The 21,538-nt window shown below is 74.7% G+C and carries 18 protein-coding genes; 5 read left to right on the top strand and 13 right to left on the bottom strand.

Translation table 11 applies throughout. From position 1 onward, the window contains the following. Positions 1 to 231 precede the first annotated feature (231 nt). Positions 232 to 1,248: an RNA polymerase sigma factor SigF gene (locus tag ACH4FX_RS02845; protein ID WP_398474389.1), complete on the top strand. Its 1,017-nt coding sequence runs from the start codon at positions 232 to 234 to the stop codon at positions 1,246 to 1,248. A 115-nt stretch (positions 1,249 to 1,363) separates the two neighbouring features. Here the strand turns inward: ACH4FX_RS02845 and ACH4FX_RS02840 are convergent, their stop codons facing one another. Further along, positions 1,364 to 2,059: a class I SAM-dependent methyltransferase gene (locus ACH4FX_RS02840; RefSeq protein ID WP_398474388.1), complete on the bottom strand. Its 696-nt coding sequence runs from the start codon at positions 2,057 to 2,059 to the stop codon at positions 1,364 to 1,366. A 171-nt stretch (positions 2,060 to 2,230) separates the two neighbouring features. Here ACH4FX_RS02840 and ACH4FX_RS02835 point away from each other — a divergent pair, with 171 nt between their 5' ends. Both ACH4FX_RS02835 and ACH4FX_RS02830 read left to right on the top strand, forming a co-directional pair. Continuing rightward, positions 2,231 to 3,436: a sensor histidine kinase gene (locus tag ACH4FX_RS02835; RefSeq protein WP_398474631.1), complete on the top strand. Its 1,206-nt coding sequence runs from the start codon at positions 2,231 to 2,233 to the stop codon at positions 3,434 to 3,436. Continuing rightward, positions 3,433 to 4,083 carry a response regulator gene (locus ACH4FX_RS02830; protein ID WP_398474387.1) on the top strand — a complete coding sequence of 217 codons (651 nt, stop codon included), beginning with the start codon at positions 3,433 to 3,435 and terminating at the stop codon, positions 4,081 to 4,083. The genes ACH4FX_RS02835 and ACH4FX_RS02830 overlap by 4 nt, the downstream gene beginning before the upstream one ends. A gap of 71 nt (positions 4,084 to 4,154) precedes the next feature. Here the strand turns inward: ACH4FX_RS02830 and ACH4FX_RS02825 are convergent, their stop codons facing one another. The 10 genes from ACH4FX_RS02825 to ACH4FX_RS02780 all read right to left on the bottom strand — a co-directional run bounded on the left by ACH4FX_RS02825 (position 4,155) and on the right by ACH4FX_RS02780 (position 16,795). Beyond that, complete coding sequence (locus ACH4FX_RS02825; protein WP_398474386.1) at positions 4,155 to 4,589, bottom strand: hypothetical protein; 435 nt, start codon at positions 4,587 to 4,589, stop codon at positions 4,155 to 4,157. Between the two features lie 159 nt (positions 4,590 to 4,748). Further along, positions 4,749 to 5,957 (bottom strand): imidazolonepropionase, encoded by a 1,209-nt coding sequence (gene hutI, locus ACH4FX_RS02820; protein ID WP_398474385.1) that lies wholly within the window; start codon positions 5,955 to 5,957, stop codon positions 4,749 to 4,751. Between the two features lie 29 nt (positions 5,958 to 5,986). After that, complete coding sequence (locus ACH4FX_RS02815) at positions 5,987 to 7,378, bottom strand: formimidoylglutamate deiminase (RefSeq protein WP_398474384.1); 1,392 nt, start codon at positions 7,376 to 7,378, stop codon at positions 5,987 to 5,989. Further along, positions 7,369 to 8,604: an allantoate amidohydrolase gene (locus ACH4FX_RS02810; RefSeq protein WP_398474629.1), complete on the bottom strand. Its 1,236-nt coding sequence runs from the start codon at positions 8,602 to 8,604 to the stop codon at positions 7,369 to 7,371. Before ACH4FX_RS02810 ends, ACH4FX_RS02815 begins: the two co-directional genes overlap by 10 nt. Positions 8,605 to 8,762: 158 nt before the next feature. Then, entirely contained in the window at positions 8,763 to 10,421 is a 1,659-nt protein-coding gene (gene hutU / locus ACH4FX_RS02805; protein ID WP_398474383.1) for a urocanate hydratase, read from the bottom strand. Between the two features lie 239 nt (positions 10,422 to 10,660). Beyond that, positions 10,661 to 11,275, bottom strand: coding sequence for a hypothetical protein (locus tag ACH4FX_RS02800; RefSeq protein WP_398474382.1), 615 nt, complete (start codon positions 11,273 to 11,275; stop codon positions 10,661 to 10,663). 106 nt (positions 11,276 to 11,381) lie between these two features. Beyond that, complete coding sequence (locus ACH4FX_RS02795) at positions 11,382 to 12,491, bottom strand: proline racemase family protein (RefSeq protein ID WP_398474381.1); 1,110 nt, start codon at positions 12,489 to 12,491, stop codon at positions 11,382 to 11,384. Then, positions 12,491 to 13,459, bottom strand: a complete 969-nt coding sequence (locus tag ACH4FX_RS02790; RefSeq protein ID WP_398474380.1) for a dihydrodipicolinate synthase family protein — start codon at positions 13,457 to 13,459, stop codon at positions 12,491 to 12,493. The genes ACH4FX_RS02795 and ACH4FX_RS02790 overlap by 1 nt, the downstream gene beginning before the upstream one ends. Before the next feature lie 58 nt (positions 13,460 to 13,517). Continuing rightward, positions 13,518 to 15,506, bottom strand: a complete 1,989-nt coding sequence (locus tag ACH4FX_RS02785) for an FAD-dependent oxidoreductase (protein WP_398474379.1) — start codon at positions 15,504 to 15,506, stop codon at positions 13,518 to 13,520. Continuing rightward, positions 15,494 to 16,795 carry an NAD(P)/FAD-dependent oxidoreductase gene (locus tag ACH4FX_RS02780; protein WP_398474378.1) on the bottom strand — a complete coding sequence of 434 codons (1,302 nt, stop codon included), beginning with the start codon at positions 16,793 to 16,795 and terminating at the stop codon, positions 15,494 to 15,496. Before ACH4FX_RS02780 ends, ACH4FX_RS02785 begins: the two co-directional genes overlap by 13 nt. A gap of 136 nt (positions 16,796 to 16,931) precedes the next feature. On the opposite strand from ACH4FX_RS02780, the gene ACH4FX_RS02775 reads away from it, so the two are divergent. Continuing rightward, entirely contained in the window at positions 16,932 to 18,383 is a 1,452-nt protein-coding gene (locus ACH4FX_RS02775) for a diaminopimelate decarboxylase (protein ID WP_398474377.1), read from the top strand. 42 nt (positions 18,384 to 18,425) lie between these two features. Then, the gene (locus tag ACH4FX_RS02770) at positions 18,426 to 19,793 is read left to right on the top strand and encodes an APC family permease (RefSeq protein WP_398474376.1); all 1,368 of its coding nucleotides are present in this window, start codon (positions 18,426 to 18,428) and stop codon (positions 19,791 to 19,793) included. Between the two features lie 27 nt (positions 19,794 to 19,820). Here ACH4FX_RS02770 and ACH4FX_RS02765 read toward each other — a convergent pair whose 3' ends face one another. Beyond that, complete coding sequence (locus ACH4FX_RS02765) at positions 19,821 to 20,441, bottom strand: hypothetical protein (protein WP_398474375.1); 621 nt, start codon at positions 20,439 to 20,441, stop codon at positions 19,821 to 19,823. A gap of 166 nt (positions 20,442 to 20,607) precedes the next feature. After that, positions 20,608 to 21,525 (bottom strand): MurR/RpiR family transcriptional regulator, encoded by a 918-nt coding sequence (locus ACH4FX_RS02760; RefSeq protein WP_398474374.1) that lies wholly within the window; start codon positions 21,523 to 21,525, stop codon positions 20,608 to 20,610. Between the last annotated feature and the right edge of the window lie 13 nt (positions 21,526 to 21,538).

Genomic DNA, 21,538 nt, shown 5'->3' with positions numbered 1-21,538 from the left:
CCGGTTGCTTACGACTGCGCTGACCGAACACTACGCCTTCGATACGCGCGGCTGGTAGCCGAACCATACGCATTCACCGACGAACCAGGACAACACGCACTTGCCATCTTCCGGCAAAGCCAGGTAGGCGTAGAAGGAACACATCCGAAACGGCCGGCTTTGGAGGCGCCGCACACCGCAGCTTCACGTAGAGGCATCGGCAGCCATATGCCGAGAACGATGGAGGACACCATGTCACCCCGGCTCGACGAATTGCGCACCGAAGACAACCCGGAGACCGCGTCGTCGACTCCCCTGTCAGACCTGTCGGAGACCGCCCTCGCAGAGGCCGCTCTCACCGAAGCCGTCCTGACCGGAACCGCCCTGCCCGACCCGTCCCAGAAGACTCGTTCCCCGCACATCACATCTGAACCGTCCGGAACGGACGCGGCGGGAATCCCCGAGATCGACGGGCTGCCCGAGATCCCCCCGTACGACGAGGTGGGGCCGCTGGACGCGCGGGCCCTGTCCAAGACCCTCTTCGAGCGCCTGGAGTCGCTGGAGGAAGGCACCCACGAATTCGCGTACGTCCGCAACACCCTGGTCGAACTGAACCTCGCACTCGTGAAGTTCGCGGCCTCCCGGTTCCGCTCCCGCAGCGAGCCCATGGAGGACATCGTCCAGGTCGGCACCATCGGCCTGATCAAGGCGATAGACCGCTTCGAGCTGAGCCGGGGCGTGGAGTTCCCCACGTTCGCCATGCCGACCATCGTCGGCGAGATCAAGCGCTTCTTCCGTGACACCAGCTGGTCCGTGCGGGTGCCCCGGCGCCTGCAGGAACTCCGGCTGGACCTGGCCAAGGCCGGCGACGAGCTGGCACAGCAGCTGGACCGCTCCCCCACGGTGAGCGAGCTGGCCGAACGCCTCGGCATCACCAACGACGAGGTCGTCGAGGGCATGGCCGCGAGCAACGCGTACACCGCCAGCTCGCTGGACGCCCAGCCGGAGGAGGATGACAACGAGGGCGCGCTGGCCGACCGCATCGGCTACGAGGACCACGGCCTCGAAGGCATCGAGTACGTCGAATCGCTCAAGCCGCTGATCGCCGAGCTGCCCCCGCGGGACCGCAAGATCCTCTCGCTCCGCTTCGTCGCCAACATGACGCAGTCGGAGATCGGCGAGGAACTGAACATCTCCCAGATGCACGTCTCGCGCCTGCTGTCGCGCACGCTGGTACGGCTCCGCAAGGGGCTGATGGTCGAGGAGTGAGCGCGACGACCACTCCGCGGTCGCTGCCGGCCTGAACGGGCCGGCCGACGCCCGCGTGGGAGAGGGCCTGCCCCGAGCGATCGGGACGGGCCCTCCTCTGCTGCCCGGCCCCGCCTCAGCCCCGGCCCACCGGGGCGCGCAGGTGATGCACGTACGCCGGTGGCACATTGCGCCACACCGTGCTGCGCCCCTGCCCGTAACGCTCCCCGTACTCGGTCAGCACATCCGCCACCGCACGGTGCCGGGCCGCCTCGGACCGGCTCGCCAGCAGCGCGCGGGCGGGGGCGGTGCCGAGGTAGGCGAAGTACGTGAGGTGGCCGCCCGGCAGGAGCACGGACAGGTAGCGGTCCAGGATCGTACGGACCTCGTCCGGCGCGAAGTTGGTGAACGGCAGGCCGGAGACGATCGCGTCGTAGCGGCGGTCCAGGGGGACTTCGGTGATCGAGCCGGGGACGACGCGTATCCGGCCGGCCGCCGCGGCCAGGATGGCGTCCGTGCGCAGCGCGCCGTTCAGCGCCGCGACGAAACGGGGGTTGATCTCGACCACGTCCAGCCGGTCGGCGGGCCGTAGCAGCCCGGCCAGTGCCCGGGTGACCGGTCCGGTGCCCGCCCCCACCTCCAGCACGGCGGCCGGACGGCCGGAGCGCCGCAGTTCCCGGGCGAACGGTGCGGCCAGCCGGGCGGCCAGCCGCGGGCTGCTGGCGGCCACGGCACCGGTGGTGTGCGGGGTGCGGGCCGCCTCGCGGAGGAAGCGCACGGGGCCGGTGACTTCGGGGGTTGCCGTGGCTGTGGGAACTGGTGTCGCGTTCATGCCGGTGACGCTAGGAAGCGCCGGGACACGGTCCATCGGCCGTTGTGCGAGGGGCACCCCGTACGAAAGTAGGGGGCAGGTACGGCCGTGGGTCGAATGTGCGTGCCCGGCTGCAGCCCTATGCTCGTTCGCGTGCTGAAGGCGGCGAAACGGGCCAGAGCCGAACTGGGGGTGGCAGACCCGGGCAAGCCGGGCCTGGTGCGGACGGAGCGCGGCTGGCCCTGGTGGGCCGAGGCGCTGCTGCTGGCCGCCATCGTGCAGGAGGCCGGGCAGGAGGCGTACATCAGCGCGGGCGGGACCGTGCTGAGCCCGGAGGTCGGCCTCGCCGTCGCCGGGGCCCTGACGGTGGCGCTGCGCTACCGCCGCCCGGCGGTAGCCCTGGTCTGTACGGTCGCGCTGGCCGCCGGGCTGGGCATGGTGCTGCCGCTGCTGGTCGTGCTGTTCCACCTGGTCGCCCACGGACGCCTGGTGGTCCCCTGCGTGGCCGCGGCCGTGGCCCTGGCCGGGAACGCGCTCGTACAGCCGCCGCAGAGCCTGTGGGTGAGCCGATCGTACGGACCGCTGTTCCCGTTGGGCATCGTGCTCGCGCTGGGGCTGTGGGTGAGCAGCCGGCGGCGCCTGGAGGCCGCCCTCGCCGCGCGTGTCGAGCAGCTGCGGGTGGAGCGCGAACTCCGCGCGGAACAGACCCGCCTCACCGAACGCGCCCTTATCGCCGCCGAGATGCACGACGTCCTGGCCCACCGGCTCTCGGTCCTCGCACTGCACACCGGCGCACTGCAAAGGCGCGCCGACACCCTGCCCGCGCCGGTCGCGGACCGGCTCGCGCTGCTGCGCACCACCTCCACCGAGGCGCTCGGCGACCTGCGGGACGTACTGGGTGCGCTGCGCGACACCGGGGGACGGCCGGAGCAGGCCGCGGCGGACACTTCCCGGGCGCCGGGGCTGCGGGAACTGTCCGCGCTGCTGGACGAGGCACGCGCCGCGGGCCAGCGGATCGAGGCCGACATCGAGGGCGACGACCGGAGCCTGCCCGCCGGCCGGCGCCTGGCCGTGCACCGGCTCGTCCAGGAGGCCCTGACCAACGCCCGCAAGCACGCGCCGGGCGCGGCGGCACGGGTGACGGTGCGCTACGGGCCGTACGAATCCACCGTCGAGGTGCACAACACGGCGGGCGTACCGGGCCCGGCGGACGCCATCGGCACGGACCACCCGCCAGGGGGCGGGACCGGCGGAAACGGCCTCATCGGGCTCAGCGAGCGGATGTCCGCCCTGGGCGGGACCCTGGAGTACGGCCCGACGCCGGACGGCGGCTGGCGCATCACCGCCGCCCTCCCGACGGCCCCCGGGCCGGACGCGCCGACGACGGGAGCGACATGATCCGCGTGCTGGTCGCCGACGACGACAGCCTGGTCCGGCTCGCGCTGACGGACATCCTCGGCGACGCCCCCGGCATCACCGTCGTGGCCGAGGCGGTGGACGGCGCCGAAGCCGTCGAGCTGGCCCGCGCCCACCGGATCGACGTGGCGCTGATGGACATCCGGATGCCGCGCCTGGACGGCATCGCCGCCACCGGGCGGCTGCGCGGGCTGCCGGACCCGCCGCAGGTCGTGGTGCTGACCACGTTCGACCTCGACCGGTACGTGTACGACGCGCTCACCGCGGGCGCCTCGGGCTTCCTGCTCAAGGACAGCGACCCGGCGGAGATCATCCGTGCCGTGCGGGTCGTCGCCGAGGGCCAGGCGATGCTCCACCCCACGGCCGCCCGCCGCCTGATCGACCGTTACCACCACGCGGCCACCCGCGGCACCCCGGACGCCCGCGCCCGCATCGAACGCCTCACCCCGCGCGAGACCGAGGTCCTGTCCCTCCTCGCCGACGGGGCGTCGAACGCGGAGATCGCCCGCGCCCTGGCGATGCGGGAGAGCACGGTCAAGGCCCATGTCAGCCGGATTCTGGCCGCACTGGAGGTGGGCAACCGGGTGCAGGCGGCACTGTGCGCGCGGGACGCGGGGGTGACGGGGTGAGACACGCGGACGGGGCCGGACTCCGGGACCGGTGCGGTCCCGGGGGCCGGCCCCGTTCGTTCAGCGTGTGGTCACAGCACCGTGGAGGTCACCGCGATGGGGTTGCCGTCCTCCTGCTCGCCCGGCGCCACGTAGTTGGCGGTGACCCGCACCTCGTCGCCCTTCACGAAGTGCGAGCCCTTGGCCGGCCGGAGCTTGACCTTGAGGATGCGGTCCGAGTAGTCGCAGATGATCTTGTCGGCCGCGACCTCGCCGGCCGCCACCGACTTCGGGTCCTTGCCCTGGTCCACCTTGGTCATCTTGCCGACCAGCCGCCACGAGAGGCCGGTGTCGCAGGAGTACTTGACGGTCATGGACAGCTCGCCGCCGCGGAGCTGTGCCCGCTCGATCGAGATCAGGTTGGCCTTCGCCGCGGCGGTCGGCGCCGTGGCCAGGGCGGCGCCACCGAGGACGGCGACGGCCGCCGCGGTACCGGCCAGGCGGGCCTTCAGACGGGTCGACTTCATGTGGGTTCCTCCCCCTCGCGGTCACCTTGGTCGTGCACCGGAGGAACGCGGGGTTTCTCCGCCTGTGCGGGTGACTGCGACAGTTGTTCGCATTGAGGTCCGAACCTTACGCGACCTTCGCCATGTCCGGTACGGAAATATGGCGAAGTCGCGGTCCCCTCAGACGCGTACGCCCGCGCGCCAGACCGCCGAGACGAGTGGGACGCCCGGACGGTAGGCGAGGTGGACGTGGGACGGTGCGTCCAGGAGGACCAGGTCGGCGCGGGTGCCGGGGGTGAGGCGGCCGATGTCGGTGCGGCGCAGGGCCGCGGCGCCGCCCGCGGTGGCGGACCAGACGGCTTCGTCGGGCGTCATCTTCATGTCGCGGACGGCGAGGGCGATGCAGAACGGCATCGAGCTGGTGAAGGACGAGCCGGGGTTGCAGTCGGTGGACAGCGCGACGGTGGCGCCCGCGTCGAGGAGGGGGCGCGCGTCGGGCCACTGCGCGCGGGTGGAGAACTCGGCGCCGGGCAGCAGCGTGGCGACGGTCGAGCTGTTGGCCAGCGCGTCGATGTCGGCGGCGTCCAGGTGGGTGCAGTGGTCGGCGGAGGCCGCGTCGAGTTCGACGGCGATCTGGACGCCGGGGCCGTGGTGGAGCTGGTTGGCGTGTACGCGCGGGTGCAGGCCCCTGGCCTTGCCCGCGGTGAGGATGGCGCGGGCCTGGTCGCCGTCGAAGGCGCCCTGTTCGCAGAAGACGTCGATCCAGCGGGCGTGCGGGGCGCACGCGTCCAGCATGGGGCCGGTGACGAGGTCGACGTAGCCCGCGGGGTCGTCGGCGTAGTCGGGGGAGACGATGTGCGCGCCGAGGAAGGTGACCTCGTCGGTGTGGTCGGCGGCGATGCGCAGGGCGCGGGCCTCGTCCTCGACGTTCAGGCCGTAGCCGGACTTGGTCTCCAGGGTCGTGGTGCCCTGGCGCAGGGCCTCGGCGAGGTACCTGGCGACGTTGGCGTGCAGCTCCTCGTCGGTGGCGGCCCGGGTGGCGGCGACGGTGGTGCGGATGCCGCCGGCCGAGTAGGGGCGGCCGGACATCCGGGCGTTGAACTCGGCGGTGCGGTCGCCGCCGAAGACCAGGTGGGAGTGGGAGTCGACGAAGCCGGGGAGGGCCGCGCGGCCCCCGGCGTCGAGGTGACTGTCAGTGGCGGGTGCTTTGCTTGTCGTACCGACCCAGGCGACGCGGTCGCCGTCGAAGACGACGGCCGCGTCCTGGATCAGACCGAGGGGGCCTTCGCCGAGGGAGGGGTCATTGGTGACGAGACCGGCGATGTTGGTGATGGCGGTGGTGCGGCCGTTCGCGGCGCGCTCCGCGGCTGCGGTGCGGGCGTGGTTCATCGTGGGGGTGCTCTCCTTCGGCCGCGGTCTCAGCCGCGTACGGCCGCGATGGCCTCGGCCAGCGCGGCGGGGACGTCGGGCACGAGCGTGTGGACTCCGTCGCGGACGATCTGACGCCCGCCGACGACCGTATGGCGTACGTCCGCTCCGGAGGCGGCGAATACGGCCGTCTCGGCGCCCAGCCTGGGCAGCGGGCCCGCGGTGCGTACGGAGTCCAGCGCGATCGTGGTGAGATCGGCGAGCGCGCCGCGCTCGATGGCGCCGGCCTCGTGCCAGCCCAGTGCGGCGTGGCCGTCGGCGCTGGCGGCGCGCAGCAGGGCGGCGGCCGTCCAGTGGCCGCGGGTGCGGGTGCGCAGCCGTTCGTCCAGCTCCATCGCGCGGGCCTCTTCGAAGAGGTCGATGACGGCGTGGCTGTCGCTGCCGAGCGACAGGGGGCAGCCGGCGGCCTGGAGCTGGACGGCGGGGCCGATGCCGTCGGCGAGGTCCCGCTCGGTGGTGGGACACATGCACACCCCGGTGGTGGCAGCGCCCAGCAGCCGTACGTCCTCGCCGGTGAGGTGGGTGGCGTGCACGGCGGTGGTGCGGCGGCCCAGGACGCCGTGCTCGGCGAGCAGCTGGGTGGGCGTGCGGCCGTGCGCCTCGCGGCAGGCGTCGTTCTCGGCGGTCTGCTCGGAGAGGTGGACGTGCAGCGGTGCCTGCCGCTGCCCGGCCCACTCCGCGACGGTGCTCAACTGGTCCGCGGGGACGGCGCGTACGGAGTGCACGGCCGCGCCGATGCGGGCGTGCGGCCGGCCCTCCTTCAGCTCGGCGGCGCGCTCGGCCCAGGCGTCGGCCGTGCCGTCGGAGAAGCGCAGCTGGTGGTGGTTGGGCGGGGCGCCGAAGCCGGCGGAGAGGTAGGCGGTGTCCAGCAGGGTGATGCGGATGCCGGCCTCGTCGGCGGCGGCGATCAGCGCTTCGCCCATCGCGTTGGGGTCGGCGTAGCGGGTGCCGCCCGGGCCGTGGTGGAGGTAGTGGAATTCGCCGACGCAGGTGATGCCGGTCAGCGCCATCTCCGCGTACACGGCCCGCGCGAGGGCGTGGTAGGAGTCGGGGGTGAGCTGCGAGGCGACCTGGTACATGACCTCGCGCCAGGTCCAGAAGGTGCCGGACCCGACCTGGACCGTGCCGCGCAGCGCCCGGTGGAAGGCGTGCGAGTGGGCGTTGGCCAGACCCGGCAGCGTCAGGCCGCGCAGGGCGACGGCGCCGGGCGGCGGGGCGGGGACCTCGGTCCGTACGGCGCCGATGCGCCCCTCGGCCGGGTCCACGTCCACCGCCACGCCCGGCTCGACGTGGGTGCCGAGCCAGGCGTGTTCCAGCCAGTACGTCGTCGGGGCGGCCGTCCCGCCGGGCAGCGGCGGGGTCGGTCCGGCTGTCACCTGCACGCCAGGCCCTCCAGTACGTCGGCGAGTGCGGTCACCCCGGTGAGGCAGTCGTCCTCGGCCGCTTGTTCGGCGGGCGAGTGCGAGACGCCGGTGGGGTTGCGTACGAACAGCATGGCGGTGGGGACGCTTGCGGACAAAATACCCGCGTCGTGTCCGGCGCCGGTGCCGAGTACGGGCACCTCGCGGGCGCCGCCCGGGCGGCGCTGCGCCGCGTGGGTGAGGATCTCGGCCAGCTCGTCCCGCAGGGCGTGCCCGAACTCGACGACGGGGGTGAAGGATTCGCGGGTGACGCGGACGTCGACGCCGTCGCGCCGGCCGTGTTCGGCGGCCTCCCGCTCGATGGCGGCGACGACGGTGTCCAGCGTCTCCTGGTCGGCGGCGCGGGAGTCCAGCCAGCCGCGGACCAGCGACGGGATGGCGTTCACGCCGTTCGGCTCGACGCCGATCTTGCCGAAGGTGGCCAGCGCACCGGCCAGTTCGGCGCGCTTGCGGGCGGCGAGCACGGTCGCGGCGTAGGTGAGCATCGGGTCGCGGCGGTCCACCAGACGGGTGGTGCCGGCGTGGTTGGCCTCGCCGTGGAAGTCGAACCGCCAGCGGCCGTGCGGCCAGATGGCGGAGGCGATGCCCACGGGGTCGCCGGTCAGGTCGAGCGCCCGGCCCTGCTCGACGTGCAGTTCGACGAACGCGCCGATGCGGGAGAGCCGGTCGGGGTCCGGGCCGATGGCGTCCGGGTCGTAACCGGCCCGCTCCATGGCCTGCGGCAGCGTCGTACCGTCGCCGTCGCGCAGTTCATGGGCCCGCTCCACGGTGAGCTGTCCCGCGGCGAGCCGGGAGCCGACGCAGGCCAGGCCGAAGCGGGCGCCTTCTTCGTCGCCGAAGTTGACGACGGCCAGCGGCTTGCCGGGGGTGGCGCCCCGGTGGCGGAGTTCGTCGAGCGCGGCGAAGGAGGACACGACGCCGAGCGGCCCGTCGAAGGCGCCGCCGTCCGGGACGGAGTCCAGGTGGGAGCCGGTGACGACGGCGTCACCGGCGGCCACGTCCGCGGCGGACGCCGCGCCGAGCCAGGCCCACTGGTTGCCGTTGCGGTCCACCTCGTAGGCCAGGCCGCGGGCGCGGGCCTGGTCCGCGAACCAGGCCCGGCAGTCGGCGTCCGCGCCGGTCCAGGCGTAGCGGCGGTAGCCGCCGGTGGCGGCGTTGCGGCCGAGGGCCGCGAGGTCGCGCCACATCTCGTGGAAGGAGGCCCCGCCGGCCCACCCGGTACGCTCCGCCGGTCTACCCGGCTGTCCGCCGGCCTCCGCCGCCGGAGTCGCCGGCTTCCCGGTGGCGTCCGCCGCCGGGCCGTCGTGCGCCGGATCGTCGTGCGCCGGTCCGTCGTTCGGCGGGGTCACTCGCCCTCCCGCATCGGGATGCGGACGCCGCGTTCGGCCGCCACCTCGTCGGCGCGCTCGTACCCGGCGTCGACATGGCGGATGACGCCCATGCCCGGGTCGTTGGTCAGCACCCGGCGGATCTTCTCGCCCGCCAGCGCTGTGCCGTCGGCGACCGTGACCTGCCCGGCGTGGATGGAGCGGCCCATGCCGACGCCGCCGCCGTGGTGCAGGGACACCCACGAGGCGCCCGACGCGACGTTGACCATGGCGTTCAGCAGCGGCCAGTCGGCGATGGCGTCGGAGCCGTCGAGCATCGCCTCGGTCTCCCGGTACGGGGACGCCACCGAGCCGCAGTCCAGATGGTCGCGGCCGATGGCCAGCGGCGCCTGGAGGGTGCCGTCGGCGACCATGTCGTTGAAGCGCTCGCCCGCCTTGTCGCGCTCGCCGTAGCCGAGCCAGCAGATCCGCGCCGGCAGGCCCTGGAAGTGCACCCGCTCGCCCGCCAGCTTGATCCACCGGGCGAGGGACTCGTTCTCCGGGAAAAGGTCCAGGATCGCCCGGTCGGTGGCGGCGATGTCCTTCGGGTCGCCGGACAGCGCGGCCCAGCGGAACGGCCCCTTGCCCTCGGCGAACAGCGGGCGGATGTAGGCGGGCACGAAGCCGGGGAAGGCGAAGGCCCGCTTGTACCCGGCCAGTTCCGCCTCGCCGCGGATGGAGTTGCCGTAGTCGAAGACTTCGGCCCCGGCGTCCATGAAGCCGACCATGGCCTCCACGTGGCGGGCCATCGACTCACGGGCCCGGCGGGTGAAGTCGGCGGGGTGCTCGGCCGCGTAGCCGGCCATGTCCGCGAAGTCCACGCCGAGCGGGAGGTAGGACAGCGGGTCGTGGGCGGAGGTCTGGTCGGTGACGATGTCGATCGGCGCGCCGTCGGCGAGCATCTGCGGCAGCAGCTCCGCCGCGTTGCCGAGCAGGCCGATGGAGAGCGGTTTGCGCTGGTCGCGGGCCTCGACGGCGAGCTGCAGCGCGTGCTGGAGGCTGTCGGCCCTGACGTCCAGGTAGCGGTGCTCGATGCGCCGCTCGATGGCGCGCGGGTCGCAGTCGATGCAGATGGCCACGCCGTCGTTCATCGTGACGGCGAGCGGCTGGGCGCCGCCCATGCCGCCGAGCCCGGCGGTGAGGGTGATCGTCCCGGCGAGCGAGCCGTTGAACCGCTTCGCGGCGACGGCGGCGAACGTCTCGTACGTGCCCTGGAGGATGCCCTGTGTGCCGATGTAGATCCACGAGCCGGCCGTCATCTGGCCGTACATGGTCAGCCCCAGGGCCTCCAGGCGCCGGAACTCCTCCCAGTTGGCCCAGTCGCCCACCAGGTTGGAGTTGGCGATCAGCACCCGCGGCGCCCACTCGTGGGTCTGCATGACGCCGACCGGCCGGCCGGACTGGACGAGCATCGTCTCGTCCTGCTTGAGCGTGGTCAGGGTGCGCACCATCGCGTCGAAGGAGCGCCAGTCGCGGGCGGCCTTGCCGGTGCCGCCGTAGACGACGAGCTGGTCCGGGTGCTCGGCGACCTCCGGGTCGAGGTTGTTCTGCAGCATGCGCAGCGCGGCTTCCTGCTGCCATCCCCGGGCGCTCAGTTCCGTACCGCGCGGTGCCCGCACGGGTCGCGGTCCCGACATGGGCCGTGCCTCCCTGACGTCGATGCGAATGGCTCGCGTGGATCGGTGGATCGGGCGATGCCTGTGGAGCGGGCGCCGCGCGCGGGGCGGGCGGCGCTGCTGGATCGAGCTATTCACATCTTGGGGTGTTGAATATGGCTAGTCAACAGGTCGGGGGCGGCCGGCCCGGCGACCTCGGCTCACCGCCCGGTCCGCGGCAGGAACCTCCGTCACGGCCTGGTCGCCTTCCGGTCCGTCCGTCACCGTGTGGCCGCCTCCGGTCCGTCCGACACCGTCTGGTCGCCGTCGGGTACGTCCGTCACCGTCACCTTCGCCACCGGCTGCCGCAGGCCGTCCGCCACCGCCGTCGCCAGGCCCGCCGGGTCGGGACGCGTCGGGTACGGGACGGTCTCCCCGTCCCCGTAGCTCTCCACGGCCTTCGTGAAGTAGCCGGGGTACCAGGCGCCGACCGCGCCCCTGACCTCCACCGCGGTGACCCGCCGGCCGCCGACCCGGTCGCGCAGGGCGCCGAGGATGCGGTCGGAGCGGTACTCCCCCGGCACCTGGAACAGGCTGGCGTGCGCGCCCACCAGGCCGCCGCCCGCGAGGCGGACCGTCACGGTCAGGCAGCTGGTCACGCTCGGGTACAGCAGCGTGCCGCCGGGCCCGGCCTCCCGGACCTGGCCTTCGGTGACGCGGACGGCCGAGGCGTCCCGGCCGGTGACGGCCGCCGCGCTCCCCGCGCCGTCCGGAGACCGGTCCTGGGCCACGGCCGCCCCCGTACCGGCGTACAGCGCCAGCACCGCGACCGGCCCGGCCAGCCACCGCAGCCTGCGCGTTCCGTGCCCCCGACCGGCTGTTTTCCTGATGAACAATGCGCTCCGCTTTCTCTCGCCCGTACGCGACCACCGCGCACCACAGCTCACCTTCGCAGCCACGCCCCCGTGCTCCGGCCCCGCCCCAACCCGACCCGCCCCGCCCCTACAGCACGAAGCCGCGGGGGAACGGGTCGGACGGGTCGAGGACGTACCGGGCCGTGCCCGTGATCCACGCCCGTCCGGTCACCGTGGGCACCACGGCCGGCCGCCCGCCGACCCGGTCGGTGCCCACCAGGCGGCCCGTGAAGCGGGTGCCGATCAGGGACTCGTTGACGAAGGGGCGTCCAAGGGGGAGTTCGCCGCGCGCGTGCAGCTGGGCCATGCGGGCGCTGGTGCCGGTGCCGCAGGGCGAGCGGTCGAGCCAGCCGGGGTGGATGGCCATGGCGTTACGGGAGTCCGAGCCGTCCGGGCCCGGTGTGCCGGGGGCCGTGAACTGCACGTGGTGGCAGCCGGAGATGGCCGGATCGGTGGGGTGGACGGGCCGGTTCCGCTCGTTGACCGCGGCCATCACGGCCAGGCCCGCCGCGAGGATCTCGTCCAGGTGGGAGGCGGCGAAGGGGATGCCGAGCGCGGCGAGCGGGGTGATCGCGTAGAAGTTGCCGCCGTACGCCAGGTCGTGGCGGACCTCGCCGAAGCCGGGCACCTTCACCACGGCGTCCAGCTCGTGCGCGTACGAGGGGACGTTGCGGATCGTGACGTGTTCGGCTCGGCCGTCGCGCACCGCGACCCGGGCCGCCACCAGCCCGGCCGGAGTGTCCAGCCGTACGGTGGTGACCGGCTCCACGACCTCCACCAGGCCCGTCTCCACCAGGACCGTCACGACGCCGATCGTGCCGTGCCCGCACATCGGCAGGCAGCCGGAGACCTCGATGTAGACGACGCCCCAGTCGGCGTCGGGCCGGGTGGGCGGTTGCAGGATCGCTCCGCTCATCGCGGCGTGCCCGCGCGGTTCGTTCACCAGCAACTGGCGGATGTGGTCGAGGTGCTCGACGAAGTACCGACGGCGTTCGGCCATGGTCGCGCCGGGGATCGTGCCGACGCCGTCGGTGATGATGCGCGTCGGCATGCCCTCGGTGTGCGAGTCCACGGCGGTGAAGGTGTGCACACTGCGGGCGGCGAAGGAGCCGTGGGCGGCGAACGGGCCCGCAGCGCCGTCCGGTCCCGCCCCGCGGCCCGCCTCCCCCGTCCCCGCCCGGCGGCCGTCGCCCGTCATCACCCGGCCGCTTTCACCCAGGTTTCCAGCGCCTGGACGGCGCCGCGCATGTCGGCGTCCAGCTGCCGCCGGTGCTCCGGCAGCAGCGGCCCGCGCGGCGGCCGGCAGGGCCCGCCGTAGCGCCCCACGAGGTCCATCCCACGCTTGATGGCCTGGACGAACTCGGTACGCGAGTCCCACCGGAACGCGGCGACCAGCGGCTCGTACAACTCCCGCGCCTCCGTGACGCGCCCGGCCCGGGCCAGCTCGTAGAGGCGGACGGACTCGGCGGGGAAGACGTTGGGGAAGCCGGCGAACCAGCCGGTGGCCCCCATGAGCAGTGCCTCCAGCACGAGGTCGTCGGCGCCCGCCACCACGTCCAGGCCGGGCGCCTGCTCCTTGATGTGCAGCACCCGCCGGACGTCGCCGGAGAACTCCTTGACGGCCACCACACCGTCGATCGCGGCGACCTCCCGCAGCACCTCCGGGGTGAGGTCGACCTTGGTGTCGAGCGGGTTGTTGTAGACCATCACCGGCAGCCCGACGGCCGCGACCTCCTCGAAGTGCCGCACGATCTCGGACGTGTTGGCCCGGTAGAGGGTGGGCGGCAGGCAGAGCACGCCGTCCGCGCCGTCCTCGGCCGCCAGCTGCGCCCAGTGCCGCGCCTGGTGCGCACCGGCCCCGTGCACGCCCACGACGACGAGCGCGTCCCGCCCCACCGCCGCGACGGCCGTACGGGCCACCGCGCGCCGTTCGCCGTCGGTGAGGGAGGAGTACTCACCGAGCGAACCGTTCGGGCCGACCCCGTGACAGCCGTTGTCGACCAGCCAGCGGCAGTGGTCGGCGTACCGGTCGAGGTCGGGCCGCAGCCCGGCGGGCGCGACCGGGTCCTCGGCGTACGGGAGGGCGGTGGCAACGATGACGCCGGTCAGGGAGGTACGGGAGGCGGCGCGGGACGTGCGGGACTGCGACGTCGCGTGGTCCGTCATGGCGGGTCCTCTCGGTACGGCGGGATCGGTCGGGAGTGGATCTATCCGGGTGGGGGGATCAGGGCTGGGCGGGCGCGGGGCCGGGATTGGGGTCGGGTACGGAGCCGGGCCCGGCGGCATCGGGTACGGGCCCGGGTCCGTCCGGCCCCGCGGTGGCGAGGTCCGCGAGCCGCACCGGCTGGGCGATCGGACGCCGGTCGGCCGTCTGCGGGTCGGGCAGGGCGGCCGGGCCGCAGAGTCCGGCCGCGTTGCGGGCGCAGATCCGGCCCTGGCAGGGGCCCAGGCCGACCCGCGTGGCGAGCTTGAACCTCCGCATGCCGTCCGCGGGAAGGCCGCACACGGCGTCCGGACCATCATCCGGGCCGCCGGACGCGCCGTTGCCCGGTCCCTCGTCCGGGCCGTTGTCCGCACCGTCTTCCGGTCCCCCCGGCGTCCCCGGGCCGTCCGCGCCCCGCTCCCCCGCCGCCGTACGCAACAGGCCGTACGGGACCTCCTCGCAGCGGCAGACGAGCGTGTCCGCGTCGGGCCAGGTGCGCCAGCCGGGGCGTACGGGGTGGGCGGTGGCGAGCAGCCGGGCGAACCGCCGGCCCGCGAGCACCCGCTGCCGGACGGTCCGGGCGCGCCGTACGTCGTCGGCCGGCGCGTGGGTCGTGCCCCCGGCCCAGCGGGCCGCCGCCAGCCCCGCCAGTCCGCCTTCGGCCGCGGCGAGCGCCGCACCGCCGACACCGGTGGGCTCGCCCGCCGCGTACACGCCGGGCGCGGAGGTCTGCTGCCAGGCCCCGACCGCGACCCAGGCGTTGTCGCGCAGTGCGCAGCCGGCAGCGAGGGCCAGCTCCAGCTGCGGGGTGAAGCCGTAGCCGACGCAGAGCGCGTCCACGTCTTCGATGCGGCGTTCGGTACCGGGCACGATGCGCCAGTCCGGCGCGAGGCGGGCCACCGTCACCGCCTCGACGCGGTCCCGTCCGTGCGCGGCGACGACCGCCCGGTGGGGCCGGTAGGGGACGCGGTGCCGCGCCATCCCGGCGGCGTACGCGAGGAGTTCGGGGAGCTTGCCGCCGCCGTCCCGGAGCGCGGTCACGGGCGCGCGCAGCCAGGCGGCGGGCGAGCCCGCCTCGTACACGCCGAGGACGCGCGCGCCCACGGTGAGCAGCGACGCCGTGACCGGCAGCAGGAACGGCCCGGTGCCGGAGACCACCACACGGCGGCCGATCGCCGTCCGCTGCCCCTTGGCAAGCGCTTGCGCCGCGCCCGCCGTGACGACCCCCGGCAGGTCCCAGCCGGGGAACGGCAGCGCCCGGTCGTACGCGCCGGTGCACAGGACCAGGGCGTCGGCGCGCAGAGTGTGCGGCGTCCGGGCAGGGGCATCGGCGGGCCCCTGGAGGACGTGCACGGTCCAGCCACGCTCCCCACGATCCCGAGAACCTTCATGGCCCCCATAGCTCCCAGGGCCCCCGCCCCCCGGGCCTCCACGCACGGACGCCCCCGGCGCCGGACCACCCTGCCCGCCGCCCGCCTCCAGCGCCCACACCGTGCACCCCGGCAGCCACGTGATCCGCGGATGCTCCTGTACGGCCCGGACCGCAGCGCCCCGCGCCGGGCCGTCCGCGGCCTGGCGGTGGTACTGCCCGCCCGGCCGCTCCCCGTCGTCCACCAGCACCACCCGCGCACCGGCCCGGGCCGCCGCCAGCGCTGCCGCCATGCCCGCGGGCCCGGCCCCGACGACGACCACCGGCACGGCCAGGTCCCGCGCCGCCGCGGAAGGCACCCGCACCGGAAGTTCCCTCGGCGCAGGCTCCGGCAACCGCGCCCCGTCCTGCGTCTCGATCCGGTCGCCCGCCACCACCACGCGCCGGCAGGCCCGTACGTCGGGGACGCCGTTGACCACCACCAGGCAGTCGTGGCACACCCCGATCCCGCAGAACACGCCGCGCGGACGGCCGCCGCGCGTGGTGCGCCAGGAGAGGCGTCCCGCGGCCAGCAGCAGCGAGGCGACCGTCTGGCCGGCGCGCGCCCGGTGTTCGGCGCCGTCCACCGTCACGCGGAACACCGCGCCTCCTCCGTCAGCCCCGGCCGCCCCACCCGGTACGGCTCCGGGTCGAGGCACGGGCGCTCGCCCGCGTACAGCTGCGCGAGGAGTTCGCCGGTCGCCGGTGCGAGGCCGATGCCCGCGCCCTCGTGCCCGGTCGCGTGCCACAGGCCGGGCAGCCGCGGGTCCGGGCCGATCACCGGCAGGTGATCGGGGGTGTACGGGCGGAAGCCGCCGTACGCGCGGATCACCGGGACCCGGCCCAGCACCGGGAACAACGCGGTCGCCTTGCGCGCGAGTTCGCGGAGGACGGCGACGCGGAAACGTTCCTCGAAGCCGGCCCGCTCCCGGCTCGACCCGATGAGCACCGTCCCGCCCCGGGTCGCCTCGACGACCGTGGAGGTCCGCAGGTCGGCGTCGCCGCTGCCGACGGCGCCCACGTAGTCGGCGTCGTACACCTTGTGCCGGACCGTGCCCGGCGGCAGCGGCGCGGTGACCAGCACCAGGCCCCGGCGCGGCCGCACCGGCAGCGGTGTGCCCGCCGCCCGCGCGAACCGGCCCGCCCACGGGCCGCAGGCGTTGACGACCGCGCCGCACGGCAGCGTCCCGGCCGAGGTGCGCAGCGCCGTCACCCGGCCGTCCGCGCCGCGCTCCACGCCGAGCGCCCGCACCCCGGACCGCAGCGTGCCGCCACGTCCCTGGACGGCGCCGAGCAGCGCGGTGGCCGCGGCGACGGGCTGGATCTGGGCGTCCTGCGGGTAGTGGACGGCGGCCCGGACACCCGGCGAGACATGTGGTTCATAGGCGTGCACTTCGTCCGGGCCGACCTCGTACGCGGTGACGCCCGCGGCCCGTTGCGCGGCGGCGAAACCGGTCAGGGCCCGGGCGCCCGCCGCCCCGAGGGCGACCACCAGGCCGCCCTTCGTCTCGTACTCGCACCGCTCCACGAGCCCGCCCGGGACGCCCGCACCGGCGGTGCCGACGGCGCCGCCCCCGCCCCCGCGCAGCTCGTCGTCCAGCTCCGCCAGCAGCCGTGGCCAGCGGGCCGACGAGACCAGCGCCAGGTCGAGTTCGGGTCCCGGCGGCTTGTCGGAGACCAGGAGGTTGCCCTCGCCGCTGGCCGTCGTGCCGGAGACGAGGGGCGCGTGGTCCAGGACGGTGACCCGTACGCCGCGCCGGGTGAGCGACTCGGCGCAGGCCGCGCCGACGATGCCGCTGCCGACCACGATCACGTCGGGGTGCCCGGACCGGGGCGGGTGCGGGAGGCCGTGCCGCACCGCCGGTCCCGCCTGGACGTGCCGGTATCGCATGTACCGCACCACCGTTCCGGGGAAGGGGCCCTCGTGAGAGCGCCGCGACGTTATTGCCGCGGGCCACGGAGGTCAACACCGCCTGCGGACGGGCCGATCGATGGCGGCCACGGCGGGCAGGTGGTGGAGTGGTGCCATGAGCTCCGCGACGCCCCCGCCCTCGTCCTCCGATGCCTCCCCCGCCCCTGCCGATTCCGCTTCCGTCTCGCCCACCGCCCCCATCTCCGACTCCCCGGCCCACGCCCCCTCCCCCCTGCGCCACCGCGCCGTCGCCGCAGCCGTCGCCCAAGGTCTGGTCGGCCCCGCCACCCCCGTCGCGGGTCTGCTGGACGTCGCCGGAATCTGCCGCTCCGCCGCCGAACTGCGGGCTGCGTTCGAGGAGTTCACCGCACCCGGCACTCCGGTCCTGCACGCCTTCGCCGTCAAGGCCGCCTCGCTCGTCCCCGTACTGCGCCTGCTCGCGGGCGAGGGGCTGGGCTGCGAGGTCGCCGGCCCCGGTGAGCTGGCGCTGGCGCGCGCCGCCGGGGTGCCGCCGGCCCGTACGGTGCTGGACTCGCCCGCCAAGACCCCCGCGGAGCTGCGCGAGGCGCTCGCCCTCGGCATCGCCGTCAACGCCGACAGCTTCGGCGAACTCGCCCGGCTGGACGCCCTGACCGGCTCCGCGCCGACCGGCTCGCCGCTGGGTCTGCGGGTCAATCCGCAGCTCGGCGGCGGCAGCATCGGCGCGATGAGCACCGCCACCGGCACCTCGAAGTTCGGGGTGCCGCTGCGCGACGAGGACGTCCGCGACCGGGTCGTCCAGGCCTTCCTGGACCGCCCGTGGCTGACCCGGCTGCACGTCCACGTCGGGTCCCAGGGCATGCCGCTGGAGCTGATGGCGGACGGCGTGCGCGTCCTGTACGAGCTGGCCGAGGAGATCAACGAGAGGGCCGGGCGGCCTCAGGTCACCACCCTGGACATCGGCGGCGGCCTGCCGGTGAACTTCGCGTCCGACGAGGTGGCGCCTTCGTACCGCACGTACGCCCGGCTGCTGCACACCTCCGTGCCGGGGCTGTTCGACGGGCGCTACGGGCTGGTCACCGAGTTCGGCCGCTCGCTGCTCGCCAAGCACGGCGTCGTCCTGGCGCGCGTCGAGTACGCCAAGTCGGCCGGCGGCCGGCGGATCGCGGTCACCCACGCGGGCGCCCAGGTGGCCACCCGTACGGTCTTCGCGCCGGACTCCTGGCCGGTCCGGGTGGCCGCCTACGACGCGCAGGGGCTCCTCAAGTCCGGCGATCCGGTCGCCCAGGACGTCGCCGGGCCCTGCTGCTTCGCGGGCGACCTGGTCGCGCGGGACCGGCCGCTGCCGCTCCTGGAGCCGGGCGACCACGTCGCCCTCCTGGACACCGGCGCGTACTACTTCTCCACCCACTTCGCGTACAACTCGCTGCCCCGGCCCGGGGTGTACGGGTACGCGCCGGACCCGGACGGCGGCCTGCGCTGGGCCACCGTGCGCACCGCGCAGGAGCTGGACGATCTGGTCGCGGAGAGCGGCGGCGCCCACGGTGACGCGCTCACCCGGCTCCGGGCGACACACTCATCCGCCTGAACGCCGGCTCTAAAAATCATGCGGGGCGGGCATGCCGGGCACATGCGAGAACCCTCCGCGGACACCCCCGGCCCGGCCGGCGCCACCGCCCCGCTGCGCCGCGCCATCGGCCCGAAGCTGCTGGTCCTGCTGGTGGTCGGGGACATCCTGGGCACCGGTGTCTACGCCGTCACCGGCAAGGTCGCGGGCAAGGTCGGCGGCGCCCTGTGGCTGCCCTTCGTGATCGGCTTCGGCATCGCGGTGCTGACCGCCGCCTCGTACGTGGAACTCGTCGGCAAGTACCCGAAGGCGGCGGGCGCCGCGCTCTACACCCAGAAGGCGTTCCGGGTGCCGTTCCTGACGTTCCTCGTCGCCTTCATGGTGATGTGCTCGGGTCTGTCCTCGGCGAGCGCCGCCGCCCGCGCCTTCAGCGGCGACTATCTGCGCACCTTCGCCGATCTGCCGCCGACCCTGGTGGCGGTGGTGTTCGTGCTGGCGCTGGCCGCGCTGAACCTGCGCGGTGTGGCGGAGTCGGTGAAGGCGAACGTGGTGCTGACCCTGGTCGAGGTGTCCGGACTGCTGATCATCATCGGGCTGGGGGTGTACGCGGCGGTGACGGGCGGCGGGGAGCCGGCGCGGCTGGTCCAGCTCGACACCGGCGGTACGGGCCTCGCGGTGCTGACCGGCGTGCTGGGCGCCACCGGGCTGGCCTTCTTCGCCTTCGTCGGCTTCGAGGACTCGGTGAACATGGCGGAGGAGACCGAGCACCCGGGCCGGGACTTCCCGCGTGCGATCTTCCTCGGGGTGGGGATCACCGGCACGGTCTACGTGCTCGTCGCGCTGGTCTCCTCGCTGCTGGTCGACCACCGGCGGTTGCAGGGCTCGTCGGCGCCGCTGCTGGAGGTGGTGCACGCGGGCGGCGCGACGTTCCCGCCGACGGTGTTCGCGCTGATGGCGCTGTGTGCGGTTACCAACTCCGCGCTGATCAACATGATGATGGCCTCCCGGCTGTGCTACGGGATGGCCAACGAGCGCATCCTGCCGCGCGCCGTGGCCCGCGTCCTGCCGGGCCGGCGCACGCCCGTCGTCGGCATCGTCCTCACCACGCTGCTGGCCCTGGGCCTGGTCCTCACCGGCGAGATCGAGGGGCTCGGCGACACGACGGCCTTCCTGCTGCTGTGCGTGTTCGCCGTCGTCAACATCGCGGTGCTGGTACTGCGCCGCGACCGGGTGCCGCACCGGCACTTCCGTACGCCGACCGTCCTCCCGGTGCTCGGCGCCGCCGGGGCCCTCGTCCTGGCCGGCCCGCTCGCCGACCGGGCGGCCGAGGTGTACGTACGGGCCGCCGTCCTGGTCGCGATCGGTGTCGCCCTGTGGGGCGTGAACCAGCTCGTCCTGCGCGCCGGGGCGAGCCGCGCCCGGGGCGAGTAGCTCCCGCGCCGGCCCCCGGGCTCGTCCTCAGGTCCTCGCGGCCTTCGCCTTCGGCCGAGCCGTCGTCGGCCCGGCCGCCCGCTGCCGGGCCGCCTTCGCACCCCCCGGCCGAGCGTCCTTCGCCGCGACGCCGGTCGTCAGGTGGCCGCGCACGTGCCGGCCCGCGGGCCCGCCCCGTACCGCCGCCTCCGTACGGACCCACAGCAGCGCGTCGTGCTCGTGCTCCCAGCGGCCCAGCCAGAGCGCCTTGGCCCACAGCCCGAGTCCGGTCCCGGCCAGCAGCAGCCCGCCGGCCGTGGGCACCGCGAACGAGGAGCCGACCGCCGCCAGGAACGCCACCAGCAGCCACCAGCGGTGGGCCCGCCGCCAGACCCGCAGGGTCACGGCCCGGTCCTGGAGGATCGCCGACTTCCCGGCCCGGGAGGCCGCCTTCGCCAGGTGCGCGTACCGCTTGCGGCGCACCGCGAAGACCGCGAACGCCGCGACGACGAACAGCGCCGCCCCCGTCAGCACCCCGATCCGCCGCCCGGTCAGGCTGGGCGGCAGCACACCGATCCCCGCGGCCAGCAGCCCCGGCCACCACAGCCACCCGGCCGGCGCCCGTACCAGCACGGCCACCCGCGCCAGCGCAACAGCCCCGCGACCCACGACAACCTCCTCGCACCACGTTCCGGCTACGGATCACCGGCGACGGCGACGGACCCGCCGCGACCGGCGGAACCCCGTTCACGGCGGCGGATGGTAGCCAGTCCGTCTGAGAATTCCGTGAAACCGCCGGGGCGCTTTCCGGCCGTACGCAGGAGGCGCGGGCGGCTCACTCGACGAAGAGCCCCCGCTCCGCGGCCTTCACGTCGAACTCCTCCAGCCGGGCCTGCGCGTCCGGCAGGGCGTCGCACATCGCCTCCAGCAGGACGCGGCCGAGCAGCATCGGCGCGCAGGCCGTGTCGAAGGCGAGGCCGGTGCCGACCGCGGCGGGCAGCAGCAGGTCCGTGTGGCGGGCGACCGGCGCGAAGGCGCTGTCGGCGACGGTGACGACGGTCAGCCCGGCCTCGTGCGCGTACTCCAGGGCGTCCACGACCTCGCGCGGGTGGCGCGGCAGCGCGAAGCACAGCAGGGTGCTCGCGCCCGCCCGCACCGCCGCGTCGATGCGGTCGGTGAGCATCGTGCCGCCCTCGTCGAGCAGCCGGACGTCCGGGTGGACCTTGCGGGCGAAGTACGCGAACCCGGCGGCCTGCGCGGTCGCCGCGCGCAGACCGAGGACCGGCAGGGGCCGGGAGGCCGCGAAGAGCCGGCCGGCCCGGACCACCGGCCCGGGATCGGCCAGGACCGCCGCGAGGTGGCGCAGGTTGTCGATCTCCGCCTGCACGGCCTGCTGGTACTCGTTGTACGTGCCGGTGCCGCGCGCGGACGTGGCCGGCGCCACCTTGCGCAGGTGCTTGCGCAGCGCCGGGTAGCCGTCGAAGCCGAGCGCGACCGCGAAGCGGGTCACGGAGGGCTGGCTGACCCCGGCCAGTTCGGCGAGTTCGACGCTGGAGAGGAAGGGCGCGTCGGCGGCCCGGCGCACCATGCAGTGCGCGATGCGCCGCTGGGTGGGGGTGAGACGGTGCCCTTCGAAGAGCTTCTGGAGGCGGGCCGCGGTGCCGGTGGCGGCGCCGGGGCCGGGCGTCGGCGCCCCCACGGCCGCCTCGTGCGCCCCCGTGCTGCCGCGGTCCTCGCCGCCGTCCCCGTTCATCGCTGCCTCCCGG

It is taken from the genome of Streptomyces sp. NPDC018019 (genome assembly GCF_044327805.1).
Taxonomy (GTDB): Bacteria; Actinomycetota; Actinomycetes; order Streptomycetales; family Streptomycetaceae; genus Streptomyces.
This window is presented reverse-complemented; position numbering and strand designations above follow the sequence as displayed.